The organism is Desulfobacula sp. (genome assembly GCF_030145145.1).
Classification (GTDB): domain Bacteria; phylum Desulfobacterota; class Desulfobacteria; order Desulfobacterales; family Desulfobacteraceae; genus Desulfobacula.
In genome coordinates this window covers 1-22,769 of record NZ_JAQYWD010000002.1, presented here as the reverse complement: position 1 = coordinate 22,769, position 22,769 = coordinate 1, and the positions used below count along the sequence as shown (strand labels likewise).

General features: G+C 44.0%; 20 protein-coding genes. 6 read left to right on the top strand and 14 right to left on the bottom strand.

What is annotated here, in order from left to right:
• Position 1 precedes the first annotated feature (1 nt).
• From Q1Q15_RS01160 to Q1Q15_RS01130, 7 genes are all read right to left on the bottom strand, one after another.
• Positions 2-1,195, bottom strand: a complete 1,194-nt coding sequence (locus Q1Q15_RS01160; protein WP_300455453.1) for a pyruvate synthase subunit PorA — start codon at positions 1,193-1,195, stop codon at positions 2-4.
• On the bottom strand, positions 1,176-1,490 hold the full coding sequence (locus Q1Q15_RS01155; protein WP_300455451.1) for a 4Fe-4S binding protein: 315 nt from the start codon (positions 1,488-1,490) through the stop codon (positions 1,176-1,178). The genes Q1Q15_RS01160 and Q1Q15_RS01155 overlap by 20 nt, the downstream gene beginning before the upstream one ends.
• Positions 1,478-2,038, bottom strand: a complete 561-nt coding sequence (locus tag Q1Q15_RS01150; RefSeq protein WP_300455450.1) for a 2-oxoacid:acceptor oxidoreductase family protein — start codon at positions 2,036-2,038, stop codon at positions 1,478-1,480. The genes Q1Q15_RS01155 and Q1Q15_RS01150 overlap by 13 nt, the downstream gene beginning before the upstream one ends.
• Positions 2,039-2,199: 161 nt before the next feature.
• Complete coding sequence (locus Q1Q15_RS01145) at positions 2,200-3,510, bottom strand: TRAP transporter large permease (RefSeq protein ID WP_300455448.1); 1,311 nt, start codon at positions 3,508-3,510, stop codon at positions 2,200-2,202.
• A gap of 49 nt (positions 3,511-3,559) precedes the next feature.
• A complete protein-coding gene (locus Q1Q15_RS01140; RefSeq protein WP_300455446.1) occupies positions 3,560-4,066 on the bottom strand; it encodes a TRAP transporter small permease in 507 nt (168 codons plus the stop codon).
• Between the two features lie 234 nt (positions 4,067-4,300).
• Positions 4,301-5,302 carry a TRAP transporter substrate-binding protein DctP gene (dctP, locus tag Q1Q15_RS01135; RefSeq protein ID WP_300455443.1) on the bottom strand — a complete coding sequence of 334 codons (1,002 nt, stop codon included), beginning with the start codon at positions 5,300-5,302 and terminating at the stop codon, positions 4,301-4,303.
• 364 nt (positions 5,303-5,666) lie between these two features.
• Positions 5,667-6,152: an N-acetyltransferase gene (locus Q1Q15_RS01130; RefSeq protein WP_300455440.1), complete on the bottom strand. Its 486-nt coding sequence runs from the start codon at positions 6,150-6,152 to the stop codon at positions 5,667-5,669.
• Positions 6,153-6,809: 657 nt separating this feature from the next.
• Here Q1Q15_RS01130 and Q1Q15_RS01125 point away from each other — a divergent pair.
• Positions 6,810-7,025, top strand: a complete 216-nt coding sequence (locus Q1Q15_RS01125) for a hypothetical protein (RefSeq protein ID WP_300455438.1) — start codon at positions 6,810-6,812, stop codon at positions 7,023-7,025.
• 110 nt (positions 7,026-7,135) lie between these two features.
• Here Q1Q15_RS01125 and Q1Q15_RS01120 read toward each other — a convergent pair whose 3' ends face one another.
• From Q1Q15_RS01120 to Q1Q15_RS01095, 6 genes are all read right to left on the bottom strand, one after another.
• Entirely contained in the window at positions 7,136-7,534 is a 399-nt protein-coding gene (locus Q1Q15_RS01120; protein ID WP_300455436.1) for an ACT domain-containing protein, read from the bottom strand.
• A gap of 3 nt (positions 7,535-7,537) precedes the next feature.
• Entirely contained in the window at positions 7,538-8,047 is a 510-nt protein-coding gene (locus tag Q1Q15_RS01115; RefSeq protein ID WP_300455433.1) for a TrmH family RNA methyltransferase, read from the bottom strand.
• Positions 8,048-8,072: 25 nt separating this feature from the next.
• The gene (locus tag Q1Q15_RS01110) at positions 8,073-8,378 is read right to left on the bottom strand and encodes a hypothetical protein (protein WP_300455430.1); all 306 of its coding nucleotides are present in this window, start codon (positions 8,376-8,378) and stop codon (positions 8,073-8,075) included.
• A gap of 553 nt (positions 8,379-8,931) precedes the next feature.
• Positions 8,932-9,138, bottom strand: a complete 207-nt coding sequence (locus Q1Q15_RS01105) for a hypothetical protein (protein ID WP_300455427.1) — start codon at positions 9,136-9,138, stop codon at positions 8,932-8,934.
• 83 nt (positions 9,139-9,221) lie between these two features.
• Entirely contained in the window at positions 9,222-9,365 is a 144-nt protein-coding gene (locus Q1Q15_RS01100) for a hypothetical protein (protein ID WP_300455424.1), read from the bottom strand.
• A gap of 84 nt (positions 9,366-9,449) precedes the next feature.
• The gene (locus tag Q1Q15_RS01095; RefSeq protein ID WP_300455421.1) at positions 9,450-9,593 is read right to left on the bottom strand and encodes a hypothetical protein; all 144 of its coding nucleotides are present in this window, start codon (positions 9,591-9,593) and stop codon (positions 9,450-9,452) included.
• A 639-nt stretch (positions 9,594-10,232) separates the two neighbouring features.
• Between Q1Q15_RS01095 and Q1Q15_RS01090 the strand changes: the two genes are divergently transcribed.
• The 5 genes from Q1Q15_RS01090 to Q1Q15_RS01070 all read left to right on the top strand — a co-directional run bounded on the left by Q1Q15_RS01090 (position 10,233) and on the right by Q1Q15_RS01070 (position 21,890).
• Positions 10,233-15,041: a CARDB domain-containing protein gene (locus Q1Q15_RS01090; protein WP_300455419.1), complete on the top strand. Its 4,809-nt coding sequence runs from the start codon at positions 10,233-10,235 to the stop codon at positions 15,039-15,041.
• A gap of 319 nt (positions 15,042-15,360) precedes the next feature.
• On the top strand, positions 15,361-15,618 hold the full coding sequence (locus Q1Q15_RS01085; RefSeq protein WP_300455417.1) for a hypothetical protein: 258 nt from the start codon (positions 15,361-15,363) through the stop codon (positions 15,616-15,618).
• 211 nt (positions 15,619-15,829) lie between these two features.
• Positions 15,830-16,264 (top strand): site-specific integrase, encoded by a 435-nt coding sequence (locus Q1Q15_RS01080; protein WP_300455416.1) that lies wholly within the window; start codon positions 15,830-15,832, stop codon positions 16,262-16,264.
• 286 nt (positions 16,265-16,550) lie between these two features.
• Positions 16,551-17,072, top strand: coding sequence for a hypothetical protein (locus Q1Q15_RS01075; protein ID WP_300455414.1), 522 nt, complete (start codon positions 16,551-16,553; stop codon positions 17,070-17,072).
• A 465-nt stretch (positions 17,073-17,537) separates the two neighbouring features.
• Complete coding sequence (locus tag Q1Q15_RS01070; protein WP_300455412.1) at positions 17,538-21,890, top strand: DUF1566 domain-containing protein; 4,353 nt, start codon at positions 17,538-17,540, stop codon at positions 21,888-21,890.
• Between the two features lie 613 nt (positions 21,891-22,503).
• Here the strand turns inward: Q1Q15_RS01070 and Q1Q15_RS01065 are convergent.
• The coding region (locus Q1Q15_RS01065) for a hypothetical protein (protein ID WP_300455410.1) at positions 22,504-22,769 on the bottom strand (266 nt) is incomplete at its 5' end.

The window sequence follows — 22,769 nt, the reverse complement described above, 5'->3', positions numbered from 1 at the left end:
GCTATGGCAACCAGGTGACTTCCTGATAGGAGTTTCCTTTGGATGCACTATAAATATCATCAATCATCTTGTCGATATGCTCTTTGGTAATGTCCATATTGGCCAGTCCATCGATGAACCCCAACATGGGTATAAACTCACCGATGGTCGGTATGATGGCTTTTGTCTCCATGTGGAGCGGACCACATCCCCAGCCGAAACAAAGACTCCGGTCCAGAATGCCAATGGCTTTTTTACCTTTGAGTACCCGGGCCAGCCGCTGGATGGGCCATGGTCTAAACAGCCGGATTTTCACCAGGCCCACTTTTATTCCGGCTTCCCTCCTGGCATTTACAACGGTGCGGGCGGTTCCCACGGCACTGCCGGACGTCACCAGAATGATATCTGCATCTTCACACCGGTACGCCTCGAGCTGTCCACCATAGCCGCGACCAAAAGCCTGATCAAATTCCGCGTCAATATCATCAACCATTTGATAAACCCGGTCCAGGGCATCCATGTGTTTTTTACGCGCCTCAACAAAGCCTGGGCCAATACCGTGACTGCCGCAGCCAATGCCTTGCCCGGGAATCAATGTGGGCCTTTTCGGCTGGGTTTTAAGTATGGACAGATAGTCGTCCACCTCAGCAACCGAGGGAATGTTTACGGCTTCAGCAAGGTAAGAGAGGTAGTAACCGTCATAATTGAGGATCACGGGCAATTGAATGCCATGGTCCTCGGCCAGTCGGAAGGCCTGAATCGAGAGGTCCAGAATCTCCTGACAATTTTCGGCAATCAGTTGCACCCATCCTGAATCGCGAACACAAATCATGTCCTGCTGACCGGAGCAGACCGCATGAATCCCCGGTGGTTCCCGGTTGACATTTACCATTACCACGGGTGCACGGTAACCGGCGGTGTTGAGCATGGCATCGTACATGTAGACCAGTCCATAAGAGGATGTTGCCGTGTAGGCACGGCTGCCGGCCATGGAAGCACCGCAAACGACATTTTGAGCTGAATTTTCACCTTCAACGGTTACATATTCACAATCAATACTCCCGTCTGCGTGCCACTTTGCCAGCTGTTCGACCACTTCAGACTGGGGGGTAATCGGGTACGCAGCCACCACATCCGGTCGGCATAACCTTGCTCCGTGAGCTGCTGCAGCATTTCCGGTTATCACTTTTACGTGTTTATCTGCTAGGGCATTCATCTGCATATTCTCCTTCAGAGATCATTTTGATGGCCCCTTTGGGGCATTCTTTGGCACACACACCGCATCCTTTGCAAAAGTCGAGGTTGGGTGTGAATTTCTCACCATCTTCAGTGATGCATTGCGGCGGACAAAAGACAAAGCAAAGGCCGCAACAATTGCACGTTTCATAGTCGACAACCGGCCGCTGCGTCCGCCAGCTGCTTGTATCCAGGCATAGCAGCAGCTTGTCTGAATATGACCAGCAGGCTTCGGTTTCACAAAGACATTTTTCATTTTCTTTTATAAATCCCATGTTTGTACCTCCGTCTCATTGTATCCTCGGGTGGCATTCCGAATGTTTTTTTCAAGCATTGAACCGTCTAAATATTCTCCCAGTGCGGTCAAGAGCGACGTCAGATTCAGCCAGCCCGTGGTTTTGACCAGTGCGCCGAGCAGGCAGGTGTTGGGGATGTCCCTGCCAATTTCACACAAGGCAATATGGGTGGCATTGACCACACCTACTTTCTCTAAGTTTTCACTGGGATGGTCCGCCAGGGGTTTGTCACGGTTGAGAATCAATACCCCCCCCGGCTTTAACCCATCAAACAGGGTTGGCAGACTGAGCAGGGTGGGGTCGATGACCATGAGCAAATCCGGCGTGTAGATCTGGGTCTTTTCCAGAATCTGTTCAGTGTCGAAACGGGTAAATGCAATGACCGGCATACCGCGTCGCTCAAATCCATACATTGGAAAGGTTGCCACCGCCTTCCCCTCAATGGCGAAAGCCGACGCGAGCATCTTTGCCGCCATCACAGCGCCCTGGCCGCCACGGCCATGTAATCTTATTTCCTTTGCAGACATGTATTCTCCTTCCAGATTATCAGGGAATTGACCATCCATTTAAAAAAATATTTTTTGTCACGATAGGTTAAAAAAAATAATTGAGTCCAATATGACGTTGACCGGGTGCATTCATATCGGACGTTTTCAAGATACGGGTGAAATTGAAAACAGACTTCAGGCTACATAAGAGACGGCACCAGCGTCACAATTTTTGGGAAAACAATCAATATAATCATCAGGATTAAATCACAGATGAGAAAGGGGAGTGCTGCAGCGATAATCGAGTTCATCTTTGTACCCTCGGGCGCCACGCCTTTCATGACAAACAAAAGAATACCGAAAGGAGGCGTGGACATGGCCATTTCAAGGTTTAACAGCATCAGAATAGCGAACCATATGGGATCAAATCCAAGCACGGCAATGACGGGCATATAGATCGGAATAGTGATCATCATCATGGAGACCTGTTCCATAAAGGTACCTAATAATAAGACGATCAACATCATAATGATCAGCACAATATATCGATTCATTTCGATATTTGAGACAATGCCGACCAGATGGGTGGTGATGCCGGAATACGCCAGGATGGCACTATATGTCTTAGATGCAGCGATAATCATAAAAACCATCACGGTCACATGCAGGGTACCGGCCAAGGATTTTTTTAATAGTGACAGGTTAAATTTGCCATAGAACATGGTTAACAGGATGGTTCCGACCACACCTGTGGCAGACGCTTCTGTGGGGGTAGCCACGCCTAAAAAAATAACACCGAGAACCAGGACGAATATCAAGCATAGGGGCAGCAGATATTTTATAAAATCCCCTATCTTTTCAGACAGGGGAATATGCCCTATATCATAAACAGGTGCAATCTCAGGCCATATCCGACATCGACCGATTACGTATGTGCAATAGAGTATCGCCAGCACCAGTCCCGGTAAAGCACCGGCCATCAATACTTTTCCAACGGAAATTTGCGCCAGACTGGCATATACGATGGCCAGGGAGCTGGGGGGTATGAGCATGGCCAGACCACCAACGCCAGTGATAGGACCCAATATCATGGGGTCTTTATATCCCCGTAATTTCATCTCCGGCACCATGATTTCCCCCAGCATGGCCGTGTTGGCAATGGTTGACCCGCTCAGGGTTGAGAACAATGTTCCGCCTGTGATCACGGATAGGCTCAGTCGGCCGGGGAGTCTGCCGATCCACTTGTCTATTACGTTTAGCGTGTTCTTGGCCAAACCGGAATGCAATAACAATTCCCCCATAAACAAAAACAGCGGGACAGGCGCGATTGAAAAGCTTACCAGAGAAGAATAAATCTGCTGGACAGCAAGGTTCACCCCATTTATTCCTCCCATGACAACATATGCGCCGATAATATTGATCAGGAAAAATGAAAAAGCGATTGGAAATCCCATGGATAGAAAGATCAAAAGTCCGCCAATCAATAGTAAAAGAACACTCCAGGTTTCCATATAATTTTATCTCTTTATTAAATAATCCATTAAATTTTAAATCGTGTTTTTATTTTGTCATTTCCTGGCTGATTTTATGCCAGGTATCCCGTATGAACTGAAGGAATAGAACCAGACTGCCGAATGGAATGATACAGAAAATCAAGTATTTTGAAACATTGGTGGCGCTGATTTCCATGATATTGCGCTGAAACAGGTCAATCGTATGACGGAACGAAAAATAAAAGATAGTCAACGTAACCAGGCACCCCATGATGGTGTTTATAATTTCCAGTTTCGATCGAATCGTTTGAGGGAGGTTTGTGATCACCGTGTCTATCCGGATATGGCCATCCATTCGTTGAAGCCAGGCAGCACCCAGAAAAGTAATCCACAACAGCCCATATTCTGTGTATTGAAGTACCCAGAGAGGTGGTCTAACCTGCATATACCTTAACACTGCCGCATATGTTACCATTAGGGTGATAAACAGCATCATTATGCCTGCCAGAAACGCCATACCATCCAATAATTTGTCAAATGGATTTTTGCCTGCCGAATGTTTTTCCGTTTTCATTTTAATCCTCGATCATGGCCATGTAACGCAACTTTCGGGGTTGGCCATTTATGCTTGGGGTCAGGCTTTTTTTATGGGATTGTTTACCCGTCTGGTCATGAAATAGGGATAAAAAGCGTCATAAAAAAAGACGGACCCTGTCCATTAACGCTGAAGACCGAAAGTCGAGTCTGTAAAAAAATAAAAAGGGTGTACTGATGCCGCCTGGAAAACAGCCGGCATCAGGGGAGTTCCTTATTTTGTCAACAGCTTTTGTAATTGAGCGGTAAACTCGGATTCCATGTTCAACTGACCTTTCCATCCTTCACTATAGGCCATTTCTAGATATTTTTTCTCATCTTCAGGGGAAAACCTGATCACTTCCAGGCCGGCCTTTTCAAGAATTCCGGGTTCATTTTTCATGTTTTCAACGGATTGAGCATCAACAATGGCCGCTTGTTTCGTCAATACTTCCATTACAGCCGATTGTAAGTGCTCCGGAAGGCCGGCCCATTTTTTGGTATTGACCAGTATCGGATGACAGACTTTGTAAAAAGAAGGTCCGACAACATATTTGGCGACTTCTTGCCAGCCCCAGGGTCTGATACTGTAAAGGGGCCACATGAATCCATCTACCACTTTTCTTTCCAGGGCCTGGTAGACATCGCCCGGTTTGATTTGAATGGGAACCCCTCCCAGTGCTTTGATAAAATCGATATACATCGCAGAAGTCCGGATTCTAAGCCCTTTTAAATCTTCCATGTTTTCAACACGTTTAACCGTGTATAACTGGAACTGAACTTCGCTGCCCAGTCTGCCCAGATAGGCAGCATTGAGCTTGTCCCGGTGAATTTTATCGAAGATAGCGTCCGCACCTATGTTTTTTTCTTCAACGGAGTTCAAGTGAGACAGTTTTCCGGCATTGGCTGCAGGTGCAATGCCAGCATAATAAGCCGCAGTACCGAACATCATATCAGCGGTTCCCAATCTGATTGCCTCAGGCTGGTCTCTTGAGGGAATGACTTCGGGGCCGCCTAAATATTGTATTTTTAACTCGCCCGGATATTTTTCTGATAGATATTTATTTGCCGCTTCTATAAATGGAAGATAATCTGATGCCACTTCAGCGGCATTTGACGGCCAGGCACTGATCGCTTTTATGACATATTTTTCAGCATATGCTTGACCGGCAAGGCTAAAACAAATAAAAAATGAGACTAGTGAGATCAGTTTTCTGGTGAATTTTCTTTTCATCATGTATTTTCCTTTTGTTGTATATAGCTGATTGTTATGAATCGAACATGCTTCTTATCCATAGGGCTTGATGCTATCGATTTCTAATGCAACACCTCCTTTGTAATAAGTGACCATTTAAATTTTAAACAAAGTGACGTTTATATTTCAATATGTGCATACGGTACCCCAATGTACCGATAGTTTATATTTCTGTCAAATTTTTTTTTACTGGAAGCGTTTTCAGCGATGGATGATATATCGTCGTGACCGAAATATGATTGCTCAAGGCATTGCTCATTGAAGAATCGTCATTGGTTCCATATGCTTTTTTGGGTGGTGAGGTATAAGGCCTCGGCTTTCTTTAACTGTTTTCTGCCGAAGGGAATTACTTTTTCCCCTTGCTGAATTCGGGTTCATACCCCACCGTAAACTTGCGGGATGGGGTATTGCCCAGACTCAGAAAATGGGCATTGTTTTTATCAAAGGGGCAAATGGGTCCGGCACAAGGAACAAACCCAAATTTTTGATAAAATTCGGGATTCCCTAAAACGAAAAGGGTGTTTTCTTTGATGGCCGTCTGCCTCAGGGCAAAGCGGAGTAACTCCGAGCCGATCCCCTGGTTCTGGAATGCCGGTGTAACGGCCAGCGGTGCCAAATGCAGACCGCAGACGTCTGGGCCGTCATAGGCATTTGAAAAAGCAATATAGGCGATGACCCTGTTGGTATGGAGACACACCCATTCATGCACGGGTGTGCCGTTCTTGTGGAAACTTTCAACCAATTGGACTTCATAACGGCTGTCGGGGAATGCCTGCTGCAGCAATGCGGAAACTTTTGGATAGTTTTCAGTTGTGAGTTTGCGTATTTTCATGGGGGTATCACCACTCCTCAACTTTCGATCTTCAGCTTTAATGGACGGGGTCAGGTTTTTTTATGTTGCTTTTTATCACTATTCCATGACCAGACGTGTAAATAGGATATTATATAATGCCATCGTGAGAATCACAAGTTGTAAAAACGTGTCTTTGCCTGGAAGCATAACAAAAAGGCTGTGTTTCTTTGAAATTAAAGGAATAGGCTTTTTTAGCCGGGATGTCAGTGGTAGCCTTTTGTGGATTGGTTGGTCAGGACATAAGGTAAAATACTTTTTAGAAGACCGATGACTCTTGCCAATAGTGCTCGCTTTCAAGCCCGGGGTTGACTCGCAACATAAATAACATTAGTACTGAGCCTGGCATTACTCATTTCCCTTGTGGCTATCGCCCAAAAATATGATCGATTTTGAAAATCGAAATTGATGCAATATCGGCTGAATATCTACTTTGCCTGAAGGTGCACAATGCCTAAAAAATTCAACCCTGCAAAAAAATCTCAAAAACAGCATAGGTATATCATGTTCGGACGACCAAGGACTTAAAGTAATTTATTCTTGAAACCGTTGCGAGATGCATATTCAGGTCCAAATGAATTTTCCATGATCAATGCTCCTACGGTTTGAAATAACAACAATACATGATACCGTCATTTTATGCTTAAATTCTTGGATAAAATACCATACTCGATACTGATCGTTTTTACCATCATGATGCTGGCAGTTCCGATGAGGCCAATGTCACATGTGATTGAAAAAATCATTATGCTGACAAATGGTACCCTCACCAGACCCATTGATATTTTTGATTTGCTGTTTCACCTGTTCCCTTTGATGTTGCTGGTCCTGAAATTCATAAAAGATCGAAAGTAAAAGCCCGAGCCCGGGTGAAGTTGCATGGCTGAAAAGTTTTGCAAAAACCATCGTCCACCGTGTCCAAACAAAGTCTGTCACCGAGAATCAAAGGCCGGGGCTTTTACAAATTATCCCGCACTGAACCCCCGTAGCGCCGAAACAGCTTCCTCCGCTTTTTCTGCCGGCACAAATATATGATCATGATAATAGGCAGCCACCACGTTGGCACTGATGCCGTAAGATGCCAGTTTTGTTGCAACAGCTGCCGTCAAACCGACCGCATCCAGGTTCGAATGAACAGTCAATGTAATTTGCTTAAATCTACTTTCATAGGCAAGTTGGGCTTTTTCTGCGGCTTCGACCGGCACTACTATGGTTAATCCTTCTGATTCCATGAAGGTGGCCAGGGGATATAGATGGGCATAGTCTGCGTAGTCCCCATCAACGGAGCAGAATACATATTCACCGCTTTGAATTTCTGGTGACATGGATTTTAGCAACTCATCTAGTTCAACTATTCCTGCCATATTTTATATTTTCCTTGTTTGATATTCAGTCCCCACTATTTCATTCATACGAGTGGTATTACGGTTGAACTCATACATTGCTGTCGAAGCTGAAACAGCAACGTTCAAACTTCCAACCCGGCCAATTTGTTTTATCGTTACAGTATGGTCACACTTTTCCATGAATTTATCATCAAGACCGTGCTCTTCATTTCCGACAATGATAGCTGAATAATTTGGGAATGAAAATTCATCCAGAAAACATGTATTTTCCGCAATCTCAATTGCGATAGACGTATAGTTGTTTTCTCCGCACCATCCCAAGACGTCATACTGATCAGGTATGTGAAGAATGTTGCACTGATTTTCTAATTTTCTGGAAAAGGCCTGGCTCCCTTTTTTAAACTTCCATGGATGATCTATACCAGTGAATATCAGTTCTGAGCCACCATAAGCCACATGACTTCTCAAAATCATGCCAACATTTTGAGGGCTCTTAAGGGCGTTCAGAATTGTACAGAATTTGGTTTTCATATTCGACTATAACAATATCAAGAAATCAATCAGGGAGGTTCGGCTGTGGTTTTATTGAAATAGTTGTTGAGATTGTCAAACTTAGGTCCTCATGGATAGAAAACATGACGATGAAACCGGATTGTGCATCAAATAATGATCCTTTGTATTTAGGATCTCCGATCAAACGCCCTTCGTCCAATCGGATCAACGCAGCTGGATATTGTCTTGCAAAAGGAAGTAGTTTCCCCCCTTTAACATCTTTTTTTAAAGCGTTCTCTATCTGTTCTAAGAAGCCTTTTTTTTGCTCTGCCTGAAAGACCCCCATTTTGCTCCAAAATTTATATTCCATGGCCGCCTCTTTCTTTCGGACTGGTTTAATGAGAGGAAATGTAAGGCCAAATTATCCTGACAGATGCTCTGATTGCAAGCAGAAAGATAAATCTTTTGCCCCAACCGGTGTCAAGAATCTCTTTCTCGCCGATCTGACCACCACCATCCAGTATCATTTCCCCAGATGGCCCCAAGGATTAGAACCGACTCAATCCACCTATGCGCTATTACAAGTCCCTTTGTTTAATCAAGACTATTTTCCTTTTCCCTACAAATATCATCATGAGGGGTTTCAGCAACTTTTACATGAATGGCTTTGATTTTGCCAGCCTGAAATTTTGGCCGCGAGGACTACTTGTCCGTCAGGTCCTTTTTTTCGGGGAAACGACTTCCCCAGACTTTCCCTGTGAATCCGGGAATTTTTCGCAAAACCTACAACCACAATATGTGAAACCTGTCCTATTTTCAATATGGAGAGCCTAAACTGCATCAAGCAATTTACTTATAAACAACAGGGTTCTTGAAACATTTTTTCAAAAACCCCGTTATTCTATCTTTTAGCGAAAATGTTATTATTCTGGAAAATCAATCTCACACTGGTCACTTAAATGAAGCCGGAAAACATAAATTGCCAGTGCTATGACAGGTACTGCCAGTATAAATCCGAAAACAGGTAGCAGGGTGATCCCTATAATAATTAGGCCTGAGGCTGCAGCCAGCAGGAATGAACCCAGCATAAATTTGGATATCTTCTGAGGGACACATTCGGTTGCTTTCATGACGGTCTCCTTATTTTAAACACTTATAAAAAATGGCAGAACCTCAAAGAGGCTCTGCTTTAAATTTTCATCCGAACTGTATGTTATCCAGCCACATCAATTCCAGGATCACACCCCAAGTGTGTGTCGGGATTCTCACATTCAAAGTTGCTGTTTCGGGTGTCCACATGTCCTTCATTACTTTCTTCGTCACTTTCAACGTAACTCTCAATTCTATTTTCAGTCATTTTGTCACCTCTATATTTTTTATATCAATTTTTTTCTAAAACTCTTTCTCTCCAAGACTCTGCCTTCTAATTTAGAACTGTAACTCATCCTGCGACATCGATTCCGAGATCACATCCCAGACGTTCATCAGGATTCTCACATTCAAAATTATTCTGCCGGGTGTCTACATGTTCCTGAGTTCTCTCATTGTCACTTTCTATATAATTTTCAATTATAGGATTTGTCATTTTGGCACCTCTTCGTATTTGGATTAACTTTGTATTTCATTTAACAAAAAGTTAGTCATGCAAAACAAAATGTCAATAGAGGGCTAATAAGTATTTAATGATATACAATAACTGTCATTAAATTATACGAGAGAACCCAGATCAGCACAAAGTGCCTGGACTCTATGATAGCGTTACCATAACTGCCATAAGATAGAGCATCAACACCAGTTCAAATCTTGACAAGATTTTTGAACACCCTCTATACCATAGAGGTAAGGCCAAAGAGTTTACTTCTGGCTACAGTCATGGCTTTACAAGATTCAAAAAACCCCCCGGACTATTAATAATAGTCCGCCCCACATCAGAATGGGACCGTGTATTTTTTTTGTTTAATAAAAACCTGTTTTTATATTCAGCTCTATAACTCCAATAAAGAACCTTTTGGCATATTCTTCCTAATTAAATTATATTTTTACCAAAGTTGAATTGTTTGAAATGCCTTTACAGGCTTCAGAGATATTGATATGGGGCTACAGAATAGAATTTTTTAAAGCATGGGGTAACTTCCTTTTACTTTGGGGAATAAAAAAACTAAAGGGTGATTGTATGCGGTCTCGATATTCTGTCCAGATTATTTGCGTGTTCATTTGGATTTTTATGGCAACGGGTTTTGCTGCTGCCCAGGATGTATTGACAAAGACGGTGGAGCCTTATCCACCCTGGTATGATGTCAAACAGACATATGAGTACTATCTGGATGACCAGAACGTAGAGGTTAAACATGGCTCTGATATCACATACTACCTGATTTCAAGTTCCCAAACCTGGTATAAAAAGTCTGAAGAAATCTATTCCCATGGTGAGCTTGTCTCCTGGACAGACTGGTCATATTCCAGCACAGATCATAAACTGCGGAAGCTTGAGGAGGCAGTAAAGGAAGAGGGGACCTACACGATTAAAGTAACCGAGTGGGGGGATTATCCCGCATATGATCATGTAACGGTTATTGCCTACTATAATGGATCATCCCCTGGTGGCAGTTACATGCTGCATGGAAAACGGCTTCGCTATTATCCGGACGGCATAAAACAAAGCGAAGATAACTGGGTGTATGGGGTAGAAGATGGCATCAGCCGAACATATCATTCAAACGGGATTTTGGAAACCCAGACCGAGTATTGGAAAGGAATTAAAAACAATTATAAACGGCAGTGGACTCAAAGCGGTACGCTGATAAGGGAAACGCCCTATCAGAATGGCCTGATTCACGGCACGCAAAAAATTTGGACCGATGGAACAGACCCCTATGATCTGGGTTGGACCCCGGTTGAAGGGCTTCTGCTGGAAATTGTCCAGTGGCGTTACGGGGCCATGCACGGACCATACATATCCTACACGGACTGGATGTACGGCGCATATTCGGGCCTCAGGCTTGAGGAGGGCCGATATACCAATAACCAAAGATGCGGTGACTGGGAGAAATTGAATCTGGGCACCAATTATATTGATCCGGATTCTCTGGGACCCTTTGATCAGGAACGGATTCGATATGTTAAAACCGTCTATGGCAATTGCGAATCCCTGGAAATCCCTGAACCCAATCCCTACCCTGAAATTGATTCCCAAAATGCCCAGGTTCAAAAAGAGGTGAGGGGAAGAGTGACCGACCGTCAGACCAATGATCCCATATCCGGTGCGGTTATTTCAGCCGAGGGAGGGGGATCCACCACTTCGGACAGTAAGGGATTTTACAAGTTTACACTTCCTGGTGATGCTGCATACAAGATCACCGTGGGCAAAACTGGATATTACAGCCGGTCCGGAACAGTGAACCTGAAAAACATCCAGTATAAACGGCTGAATGCATCCTTGATAAAGGCTGGCGCCCGTCCGGCCATCACGGCCGTGGAGTCAAAGTACGGCAATTTTTTCCTGGAAGGGGTGCCCCTGACCAATGAATACAAGGTCCTGGTGAACTGGAACGGTGAGACCCCGGGTGTTGTCAAGTTTGCTGTGAACGGCAAGGTGTCTGAGGTTGCAGCAGCCGGCAGCGAGATCACCAAAAGTTTCAACATGGGACTGGACTTTAATGCAGGGCTTCGATACCTGACAAACAACCTACAGATCATAGCCGTTTCCAAGACCGGCATCCGGTCGAAAACGGAACGGCTTCATCCCATTGTGATTCCTCTGCCGGCATGGTCAGCCGCATTCGGTAAATTCGGCGATCTAAAAATCGAAGACAATTTGATCACCTATAATTTGAAAAAGCAGTGGCCGGAAAAGCCTGTGGCGATTCAGATCAATCCGGAAACCTTAGGCTCGTTCTGGAATCTGTGGAGCCTGTTTCCCCTTGTGGGGGGCAAAAATTTCGGGATACCGCCCACCCAGGCATTTTTAGAGATTGAAGCCAAAACAGACGGGTCCGGCAGCGTTATCAGCGGTGGGACAACGGGATTTGAGGCTGCCGGGCAGGAGTTGCAGGGAAAGCTTGGCGGCAAGGGCAAACTGCAGTATGAGCAGGGAAAAGGGCTGGAGTGGAAGGGCTCAAGCCTGATCTTGGGCCTGGAAGGCACCGTGAAAAAAGAGGTGGGACCCGTTACCCTGATACCGGCCCTGGAAAATGCCGTCAACCTGGGGTTTGGCGTGGGTAAGGTCATTGCATGGTTTAACAGCCTGGCCAAGATCGAAGGAAAGATCAAATCAGGGTATGATATTGATCTTGAACTGGTCAACACCACCGGGAAAATCGGATTTAAGCAGTCGGAAGGCATTATCAGCAACGGTATTGAACTGGGATTGTCCATGGGGGCCAGTAAAATAAAGGCTGAGCTTTCCGGCGGCGGGACCAACAAGGCCTATTGGCAGTTCCCGGCAAACCCGGGGTATATGAAAAAAATCGAAGCAGAACTGTCCGCTAAAATGGCCCTGGCCATATGGCTGTTTTCAAAGGAATTAACAGCAGACCATTCATTTGTTTACCCCAGTGACACCACCCCGGCAAGCGTTACAGACAGGGCTGTTCTGTCCCTGGCCGATTTCCAGCCAATCTCCCGGAATTTTCTAAATCATCCGCCCTACAGCAGTTTTACAGCAAGCGCCAGCGGGTCCAGAAGCTCCCTGGAAGTTCGGACAACGGCCGGTCAGATCGGTGATCCTGCCAAACTGATCACCAATATCTATCCCTACTCCGAGCCCGTGGTGGCAACCCATGGGGGTCATACGGCCATTGCCTTTGTATATTTTGATCCGGCCGACCCCACTCTCCAGGCCACTGAGATCTATTTTTCCTACAACAGCGGCTCAGGGTTCAGTATCCCTGCGCCCATCATCAACGACACCCGGGCTGAATTTGCCCCGGCAATTGCCTTTGACGGCCAGGGCAACCTCGTCTGTGTCTGGGAACGGATCAAGGAAATCGGTTTTACCGGCACCCAGATCGATGACATGGCAAAGGCCATGGAAATCGTTTATGCGGTTTATGATCCTTCTGCCAAAACCTGGAGTGCACCGGCACAGCTTACGGACAATGCCTGGCTCGACCACAGTCCGGTGCTCACGACCGGATCAGACGGCAGCCTCATGCTGATGTGGCAGAGCAACCAGGGCAATGATATCATCGGTGATGTGACAAATCCCACCTCGATCCAGTATGCATTATGGAACCAGGGCGGCTTTGGCGCTGTCAAATCCATTCCAGCACAGTTTGAAGACAGTTTCAAGTTTTCTCTGGCCTATTATGATGGCACAAAGGCGTTTTTAGCCTATATGAAGGAGATGGATGGCAACATGGCAACGGCTGAGGACGAAGAGATCTTCTATCTGACCTATGACGGCAGCTCCTGGACAGATCCCCTGCGTCTGACCAATGACCAGGAGGCAGATGTCAGCCCCCAGGCCATATACCGGACCGATGGCAGGATCGAGCTGGTCTGGGTTAAAGCAGGCTCCCTGGTGCGGTTGACCGACCTTGCCACAGGCACCCATGACCTTATCCGGGCCGATGCCACGGCTGCAGCGTTTACGGACATGAAACTTGCCCGGGACAAGGACAACCGTCTGCTGGTCTTCTGGCAGGGCCTGGATGAACAGGGAACAGACACCTTTTATGCGGTTTACGACCCAGGCCAGGATGTGTGGAGCCAGGACCTTCGTATCAGCCGTGATTCTGAAATGGAGCGGTTTGTCAATGGCCAGTTTGCCGGAGATGGCACCTTTCACCTGGTCTTTACCAAAGAGAATACGGCTGGTGCCACAGCCGGCTTTATCCCCTCAGATCTGTATCATTTAACCTATACCCTTGCCACAGACCTTGCAGTTTCAAGCGAGAACCTGTCTGTTCAGGACGGTGTTCCCGCTCCCGGAGCCCTTGTCACCCTTGAAGCCCGCATCGAAAACAAGGGAGATCTGCCCCTGAACAACAATACAGTGACCTTTTATCATGGGGATCCGTCCCAGGGCGGCACCTTGATCGGTCAGGCCGATGTTCTTCCCGCCACACTGAAAGCCGGCACCATTGGAACGGCCCGGCAGGAATGGACCCTTCCCGATCCCTTTGACAGTACCATGGTTTTTGCAGTGGCAGCGCCGGCATCTACCCTTGTGGAGACCGATTCCACCAACAACCAGGCATCTTTTGCCGTGATCAAACCCGATATTGAAGCCGTCCAAATAAAAATCGACAATCAGTCTGACGGCTCTTTAGACCTGATTGCCGTTATCCGCAACAATGCCGCCATACCCGTAAACAACATCCCCATCGCCTTTCAAGCCGGAGGCCAGGAGCTTGGTACCATCACCATACCTGGATTATTACCCCTGCGGCAGGCGGAAATAACCCACACCCTCCTCATCGGAACCACGTTTGCAGGTTGGCAGAACGATATCAGCATTCAGGTGGATCCCAACAATCTGATCATAGAATCTGATGAAACAAACAATGAGGCCTCAACCCTTTTCCAGCCGCTGGGCGTATCCCCCACTGTTCATGATTTTGAGGACATACCCCTTGGCACAACCTCGGTTGTGCAGCAGTTTGTCTTTACCAACCCGGTCAACACACAGATCACCCTTGGCACAGTGACCATAAGCGGAGCCAACAAAGAGGAGTTCGACCTACTCAATGATGCCTGTTCCGGCAAAACGCTTCTCAACGCAGAAACCTGCACCATGGATGTCAGCTTTACACCGGTGGCCCTGGGTATCCAGTCGGCATTCCTGAGCGTTTCAAATCCAGTCCCGGATCTGCCTATGATAACCGAGATTCCCCTTTACGGGGGGCAACGGATCGAACCAGGAGACATGGATGGAGACGGGGATGTGGATATGGATGACGCCATTTTGTCCCTTCATCTTCTTTCAGGCAAAAGCCAAACCGTCTATTCAGATGCTGATGTGGACAATACCGAAAAAATTGATGCCCGGGACACCATATATGTCCAGCAGAAATCCTCAAACCTGAGGTAGTAGAGGTAGCGGGGGCTTACCATGATAAAAGACTGAAATTGCCATCATCAAGGGAACAACCATCCGAAACGATGTCATGCAGATGCGGGTTGAAGTTCGAAAAATCACAGTAGGTCTGCACAGCAATACTGGTGCCGGTCAGCACAGCATTAAACTTTATTTTCTGATAAGTTTCATTTGGAGCATTACCCCACAGTGTTTTTTAATATATAATCATCCATTCTGAACATAATTTGACACCTTGGATGAAATCTTATAATCATTAGCTATCTATTCTTAAAATTATCGGTAATTACCCAGGATACAAAATAGGGGGAATATGGAAGATTATAACCCACATCTGAAAGCAGCATTTTTGGAAACGTTAGAGAATCAACTGGCTGATAATGATCCTCCAGAAACAAAGGAAACATTAGATCGGTTGATTGCTGAAGGAATCTCGGAAGACGATTCAAAGTTACTTATTGCTCAAGCTATCTGTGTTGAGGTTTTTGATATTATGAAACATCAGAAGGAATTTAATCTGGATAGATATTTGAAGAATTTAAAACGACTTCCTGATGAACCCGAAGAATGATACAGAATAGGAAGGTTGATATAAATACTGGGTAAAATTACACAAAAGGGTATAAATCCCCATAGAAAAATGGGTCTGCCTTTCCCTTTTTAATATTCTTCTTATTTCCTGAATTTCTATTAAATTATATGGACAGTTTTGGTGAGTTCCTTCAGCACAAAAAAGTGTCAGCTCATACGACTCAGTCGTATTTAACCATTACAAAACTTTTATGTTTAAGATCAATCATATCCGGAATCATCTGCTTGTTCGATTAATGTGTGAAACCGGGGCAAGAATCAATGAAATTGCCAATATCTGTGTTTGTGATATAAAACTCAAAGAAAAAGCCATTCTTTTATCTTGGTCAAAAACTACACCAAGACCAGTTTTTTTCACTCCTGAAACAGCCATTTATTTAGGCAAGCATCTGGAAACATCTTTTCCTAATCCTGAGAAAGATTCATTTAAAAAGGTCTTCCCGGGAAAAAACATGATTTACAAAATTATTGACAGCATGCTTAAAGATCTTGGCCTTAAAACAAAAGGTGATGGGCGGGGGCCTCATACATTATTCGTCATTATGTGGCAACTAATTTGCGCTATAATTTTAGGATGGATCTTGACCATGTTGCCCGTTTATTGGGCGACACGCAAAAAACAATAAGCTCCAGATATCTGCATCCAACCGCTGAAATGTTGCACAATCTTATGAACAATGCATCCGGTTGGTAAAAAGGATTTGTCATAACCCCAAGGTGTTTTCTTGGGGTTTGCTTTTTTGAGATAAAGGCTTTGAACACTGTTTCTGAATATCTCCAATTATGCAACGAGTTTTTTTTGTTGCGAGTTTACCCCGCCTGATCCCGCAGACCCCGCCCCTTATTTGAAAAATAATACCCCGCCCTCCTTTTCGTTTAAGCCGATAATAGACCGGAGGAGGTACCAGGTCTATGAAAAGAAAAATACGAAGATGCAGGTGCAAAAATTGTAATGATTTATTCAAGCCGGATCCCTGCAATTTAAAAAGACAAAAGTTCTGTAAAAAATCAGAGTGTAAAGAAGCCAGTAAGCGATACAGTCAACAAAAATGGTTACTGAAACCCAAGAATAAAGATTACTTCTCTGCTTCAGCAAGAAAACTGTCCGAAGTTGTTCTTGAATTCGCAGAACCACTGATAGATGCAGCTGACGGGACTGTTGATGAAGAGAAAGCAATTAGGATGTTGATCACTTTATGGAATGCATCTTTATTAGCAAAGCAAAAAGGTTTGGAAACAATAAGTCCAGCCTTAGATGATATGGCAAAGGGTGATCAAATACTTAGCTCAGAATTCCATAGCATATTTGATATGATGTATGAACGAAAGCAGAACTATTTCTCAACCGACAACCGATTTATTGTTAATTACAGTCTGGAAGAGAACAGAGAAGGCTTTTACTTGCAAGTGGCATCAACTCCAATGAAAATCTAACAAGTCAGTGCTGTTAACAGCCGGGCAAAGACGATTTGGCATGTCAGAAAAAGCGTTTCATCGATGAAACAACAAATTTATCTTAGTCTCCAATAAAGAACATTCCGGTAGCTCCTTCCTAATTAAATTATATCTCCACAAAAGTTGATAGATTGAAATGCCTTTACAGTTATAAAATTTATTGATACAAATTCTTGAATTCTATATTTTATATTAATCTAACCGCATATCCCTCAAGTTTATATGGTATGTTTTTTGCTAAATATATTGAAAAATATACAGACAATCAATAATTTAATTGTTCTTCAAAATTGTTCGCGGTTGTTGTGCCGGTCAGCACCACGATTCATCATACTTGCACAACAAGGGATGAATTACGTGATAAACGCTATTTTGAATTCTACTGAAAGAGAAAATTATGATTAAAAACCAAATCAATTGAGTACTAATTAAAGGATCATTTGTATGAAAAACATAGTCCGATTCGTTTTAGTCTTCAATTTTCTTTTTATGCTTCCGTTTGTTCTTCACGCGTTTGAAAGATGGCCTGATACAGGGCAGATGATTTCCTATACTGACCAGTTTGGTGAAGATTCAGATTATAATAACCTGCCCCAGTCTTATACCAAGCTTGGGCACGGCGGAATTGAACTGCAGGATACCACCACGGTATTTGATGGCTGGGTCATGACTCGAGATAATGTGACTGGGCTGATCTGGGAGGTAAAGCAGGATAAAGATAATGTGACCAACTACAATAATCCCAATGATGCTGACAATACATACACCTGGTGTGACAGAAGTGACGGGTCCGGAACCTGTGGGGACAATACAGACACCGCTGATTATATCAATATCCTGAACGCTATAAATTTTGGAGGGTTCAATGACTGGCGGATGCCAATGATCGGTGAACTTTCCGGTATTGTGAATAATGATAAATTTGATCCGGTGATTAACACCGCATTTTTTCCAAACACGCAATCGGCCCTTTACTGGTCTGATACCACCTCGTCCCCGCATAGTGTGTCAGACCGAGCCTGGAATGTGCATTTTCGCTTAGGCGAGACTACCGGTTATTCTGCCACCAACAATAAGGGCCACAGTATTTATGTGCGTGCCGTGCGGGGCCCAAAAACAAATGGGCCCACATTTATTGACAATGAGGACGGTACGGCAACCGACACCAGCACCGGCCTGATGTGGCAAAAACAAAAAAGTCATGCGGGCTTTATCAATTGGGACACGGCGATTGATTATTGTGAAAATCTTTCTTTTGCCGGGTATGATGACTGGCGGATGCCCAATAGAAATGAGCTGCAGTCCCTGGTGGCTGATTATTCAACAACCCCTGTGGTAGATCGTGTTTTTTATCCTGTCTGGGATTTTGAGGAATGGACATCAACCACCGTGCCACTTGGTACTAACGGAGCCTGGAGTGTGGATCCATTTTTTGGAATCGTCAAAACGATGGGGAAATTTCAATTGGGCCAGGTTCGCGCCGTTCGCGGTGGTCGGGCTGAAGTTTTTGAGGATTTGACAGAAGAGTGTTCATTTTTCCCCTGGTATCCTGAAAACGAGAGCATCCCATCAACCGTCATGACTGGTGGCAGGGCCGTGCGATGGTACCGGATTTTAAAAACGGATAATACACCGGTTTCCCGGAAAAGACTTTATTATAGATTCAGAGGATCAGAAAGGGTTTATGATTCTGTAACGGATCAGAACGGGTTTATCAGGATAATCACCACCGGTGTGACCAGCGACACTAAATTTGAATTAATTGTCACGGATAATATTGGAGAAGACCTTGATTTTCCAGTTCAAAATTTATCTGAATTCAGCGTGATAGTGGAAACCAGAAAATTTTCAGAACGCCATAAAGTCCTGTTTGGAATCGGACTTGAAAAGGGTTTCGGTGGGCCGGGATTCGAATTGGGTCCGGTGGAATTGAAAACAGCCGAGGCATCCATATATGGTGGGGTGAATATATCAACGGTCATTTCCCTTGATACGACGGGTAGCCAAACCGACCTCACCGTTGAAAACAGAATAGGTGAAGAACTTGGCCTTAACGCCTCTGCCGGATTATTCGGGGATGCCTGGAAGGATAAAACCAGCCCCCAGGTTAACATAGGACCCGAGTTTAACGGAGAAATATCAGAAGCCAAGGCTGTGTACTATGATTTTCCGGATTTTTATAATCAGGACAATGAAACATACAATCAACAACTTTTTGTATCGGCTGTTGCATTTTTCGAAAATATGGTTGCAGCCAATCCCAATCATCATATCATGCTGGATAGGTTATTATACATGTTGATCCAGCAGGTCTCAGATGTGGATCAGTACGAATCTGGTATCGGTCATACATTTTCAATGGGTGGGGGTGGTTCCGTGGGCTTAACCGCAACCATTGCAAATCCCCTGGAGCCGAAAAGCAGGAATGAATCATCGGGAGGCTCAGTGGAAGTAAAGACGTCGTTAATTGATGGCGATTATGTGTTTGAAAAAGATGTGCAGCAAGGTTTTGATGGCAGATTTGCCTCGACTCAGAAAATAATTTATAATATTGACCTTTTAACCTTTCACGCAGGATTTAATCAAACGCACGACCAGGCTACAGAAGGGATACTGTTCCCTTCCTTTGAATTTGATATTGCAGCGTTTAACCCTGATATTAAATTACTGGAGGGTGAACAACGGATTGAATTTACTGTATTACCAGATCAAAATAAGAGTTTTAAATATCGCTGTCTTACGGATCGGGAAGGCGGAAATGCTGCGCTCTTTGGGCTCAACACACCCGTTCAAGAAGATTACCTGGAATATATTGCAGACACCGAGAACGTGTTGGATGAAATTTCGAGAAAATCTGATACCATTAGAAACATCCTCAATAACGGCAGCGTTCATTTCAATCCCAAGGTTTATACGCAGATCCAGAATGCTATGAGGAATATTGATACAAGGGTTGTCCGCTGCGAAAACATTAAAAAAGAAACAAACCTTGTGTCCATTCCCTTTGATATTTCTCTCAGTCTTGGATTAAAACTGGGCCTTAATCTCAAACTGGATATCCTGTCTGAGCTTGAATACCAGGCAAACCGAGGTATTGTACTTCCGAATGCCGGCAGCCCTATCCTTCTGGAGATCTATAAAAAAGATAATTTCATTACAGATTATGTCCGGGGTATCAACTCGGTTCTTGAAGAATATGCCAATGCCTTATCTGTTCCGATAAAAGAATTTCTTGATACCATTGGTATTGTTGTTGAAGCGGGAACGGCTATCGTGGTTGAAACAGCCAAAAATATCGGTGAAACTGCTGCCACTATTAAAGGGGAAGCAGATCAATTCGTCACAGGGACTACAGTGTATCTGTCTTCCATTAATCCATTCAGAAAAACATACCGGATTTCAGCCATAAAAACAGTCTCCAGAAACGTTCTTTCGGACAATGACGAATTCCTTGCCTCAACCCTGGGCCATGTTTATATCATTAATGTTAAAGACAATCATGATCAACCAGTCAGTCAGTTTTCAAATCCCCTTGAACTGTCAATTGAATATTATGATGCGATGTTGATCGAAGCAGGTTTTCAGGTCAATGATCGAACCAAATTAAAAATATTTAGATGGAATGGCCAAACCGGTTACTATGATCTGATTGGCGGAGATATAAACACGAACGCCCGGACAATAACCGCAAATATTGACATGCCGGGGCAGTATGTCCTTGCGATTGATGAATCGCCTCCAGTAGCAAGGGATTTTAAATTGTCCAACCGAACTGCGACCCCCAAGCTGTCTTTTTTGCTTTCAGATACGCTCAGTGGCATTGACCCGGATACTGTTTTGCTTACCATTGATAATGTTGAATGGATAGACAAAGACAATTATGAAAACCACTTTGACATCACATCCGGTCTGTTTACATGTGACATAACCCAAGCGCTGATAAATGGAGAACACCATGTCCATTTTTCTGTCGGTGATTTTGTAGGCAATACAGATGCCTTTGATTTTCAATTCTCCACAAATGATATCAAACCAGAAATTATTCATACCCCCGTCACCCAGGCAGACACGGAATCAGGGTTGCACATTCATGCAAGTATCATCAATGACACAGGGATTTCAAATGTCTTTATATATTACAAGCCAGCACAGATTGATTCTGCCTTCACGATTCTTCCAATGATCTATTCTCAGGATGCGGCAGCCTATACCGGGACAGTTCCATCAGAATATGTAACCGATCTTGGTATCAGCTATCAAATAAAAGCATTTGATATGTCCGGTAATGAGACTTGCACCCCAGTCTATGATGTCTCGATAACAGATACCGCCGGACCGAGAATCTCAGGTACCCCTTTTCTGATAAGAGAAAACAACAATATAATATTAAAATGGAACCCTGCAGTCGATATTGATACAAAAGGGTATAAAGTCTTCATTGGGGAAAATAGTTTTTCATTGAATCTGTATGCTGATGTGGAATATTCTAATTGGCTCAAGTTTTCCCCTGAAGGCGGTCGTGCATATGTATCTGTCTTGGGCTATGACCAACAGGGAAATGAAGGAGGATTAACCACACAAGTTTTTTTCCAGACATATCTTGATCTGAAAGGTGATATCAATTTTGACTCCCAGATATCGCAGAAGGATGTACGCCTTGGCATTCAGCTCTTGTCCACAGTGCCGTCTGAAGCAACCGTGTATACGAAGACAGATGTGAACATGGATGGTGTTATTGGACCTGAAAATATAATCTATGACTTGCAGATATTATCCAATATCAGGGAAATGCCATAGTTTCATCGCGCTTGGGGCATGGTTTATGCTTGGAGTAACACCTTGGTTTTTGACTTATAAATCTCAATAGGTAACAACATGTTGGAGCAAGCAGCAAATGTTCAAAGTTAAAATTCAACTTTAATTTCTGACAATCTTAATCAAACCCATTCTTTCAAATTCTACTCTCTATAATAAATTTCCCTTTGCTGGGCATACCACAAACCAATATTGTTAATCGGGGGTTGGAAAGTGTTCAATGTAATAAGATTACCCACTGGTAGCAAATAATAATTTGTCCCACCCACAATATGTGGTATGGGACTGCGACTCAGAAAAACTGAGGACTGTTAATAATTAGGTTGCCAGTTTTTTTCTTCTCCAGGAATTTTTCAAAATTTATTTTCTTTGGATTTGCTTATTGTAAGCTGGATACTATTGGAAAATCAAACCTGTTATTCCAAAACTGATGACCCCATAAAAAGGGGTATAGATCAAGACTGTTGTAATAGTTGATAAAAATCAAAAAACACGAGACATTTTCATTTCTTTATGTTAGGGGAAAATGGGTGTAAATCATCCCTGTTGTAGTAATCAAGCAGCCAGTATCTGCTCAGTTCGATGATCCCAAAATTCATCCCACCATATCAGTCTTTGGTGACATACCAGCTAAAACAGCAGCACTATACATCTGGTCGACAACACTTTTATATGAACCCATTTTCCCGGCAAAAATTTTGAATTTTGAATCTAATGGCCGTACAAAGCCTAATCTAACATCACGCCACTTTATTTTTTTTTGTCTTTTTTGGGTTATTATATACCGGTGTTGTTCGTGTTTCACCCTTAATATGTATAATCTGGGCTGTACGAATTTCACATCCATCAAGCTCAACCAGC

What these genes read in the sequence shown, in the direction of transcription:
- Q1Q15_RS01160 (WP_300455453.1), bottom strand. Translation starts at nt 1,195, where the DNA reads ATGAATGCCCTAGCAGATAAACACGTAAAAGTGATAACCGGAAATGCT.
- Q1Q15_RS01155 (WP_300455451.1), bottom strand. Translation starts at nt 1,490, where the DNA reads ATGGGATTTATAAAAGAAAATGAAAAATGTCTTTGTGAAACCGAAGCC.
- Q1Q15_RS01150 (WP_300455450.1), bottom strand. Translation starts at nt 2,038, where the DNA reads ATGTCTGCAAAGGAAATAAGATTACATGGCCGTGGCGGCCAGGGCGCT.
- Q1Q15_RS01145 (WP_300455448.1), bottom strand. Translation starts at nt 3,510, where the DNA reads ATGGAAACCTGGAGTGTTCTTTTACTATTGATTGGCGGACTTTTGATC.
- Q1Q15_RS01140 (WP_300455446.1), bottom strand. Translation starts at nt 4,066, where the DNA reads ATGAAAACGGAAAAACATTCGGCAGGCAAAAATCCATTTGACAAATTA.
- dctP (WP_300455443.1), bottom strand. Translation starts at nt 5,302, where the DNA reads ATGATGAAAAGAAAATTCACCAGAAAACTGATCTCACTAGTCTCATTT.
- Q1Q15_RS01130 (WP_300455440.1), bottom strand. Translation starts at nt 6,152, where the DNA reads ATGAAAATACGCAAACTCACAACTGAAAACTATCCAAAAGTTTCCGCA.
- Q1Q15_RS01125 (WP_300455438.1), top strand. Translation starts at nt 6,810, where the DNA reads ATGCTTAAATTCTTGGATAAAATACCATACTCGATACTGATCGTTTTT.
- Q1Q15_RS01120 (WP_300455436.1), bottom strand. Translation starts at nt 7,534, where the DNA reads ATGGCAGGAATAGTTGAACTAGATGAGTTGCTAAAATCCATGTCACCA.
- Q1Q15_RS01115 (WP_300455433.1), bottom strand. Translation starts at nt 8,047, where the DNA reads ATGAAAACCAAATTCTGTACAATTCTGAACGCCCTTAAGAGCCCTCAA.
- Q1Q15_RS01110 (WP_300455430.1), bottom strand. Translation starts at nt 8,378, where the DNA reads ATGGAATATAAATTTTGGAGCAAAATGGGGGTCTTTCAGGCAGAGCAA.
- Q1Q15_RS01105 (WP_300455427.1), bottom strand. Translation starts at nt 9,138, where the DNA reads ATGAAAGCAACCGAATGTGTCCCTCAGAAGATATCCAAATTTATGCTG.
- Q1Q15_RS01100 (WP_300455424.1), bottom strand. Translation starts at nt 9,365, where the DNA reads ATGACTGAAAATAGAATTGAGAGTTACGTTGAAAGTGACGAAGAAAGT.
- Q1Q15_RS01095 (WP_300455421.1), bottom strand. Translation starts at nt 9,593, where the DNA reads ATGACAAATCCTATAATTGAAAATTATATAGAAAGTGACAATGAGAGA.
- Q1Q15_RS01090 (WP_300455419.1), top strand. Translation starts at nt 10,233, where the DNA reads ATGGCAACGGGTTTTGCTGCTGCCCAGGATGTATTGACAAAGACGGTG.
- Q1Q15_RS01085 (WP_300455417.1), top strand. Translation starts at nt 15,361, where the DNA reads ATGGAAGATTATAACCCACATCTGAAAGCAGCATTTTTGGAAACGTTA.
- Q1Q15_RS01080 (WP_300455416.1), top strand. Translation starts at nt 15,830, where the DNA reads ATGTTTAAGATCAATCATATCCGGAATCATCTGCTTGTTCGATTAATG.
- Q1Q15_RS01075 (WP_300455414.1), top strand. Translation starts at nt 16,551, where the DNA reads ATGAAAAGAAAAATACGAAGATGCAGGTGCAAAAATTGTAATGATTTA.
- Q1Q15_RS01070 (WP_300455412.1), top strand. Translation starts at nt 17,538, where the DNA reads ATGAAAAACATAGTCCGATTCGTTTTAGTCTTCAATTTTCTTTTTATG.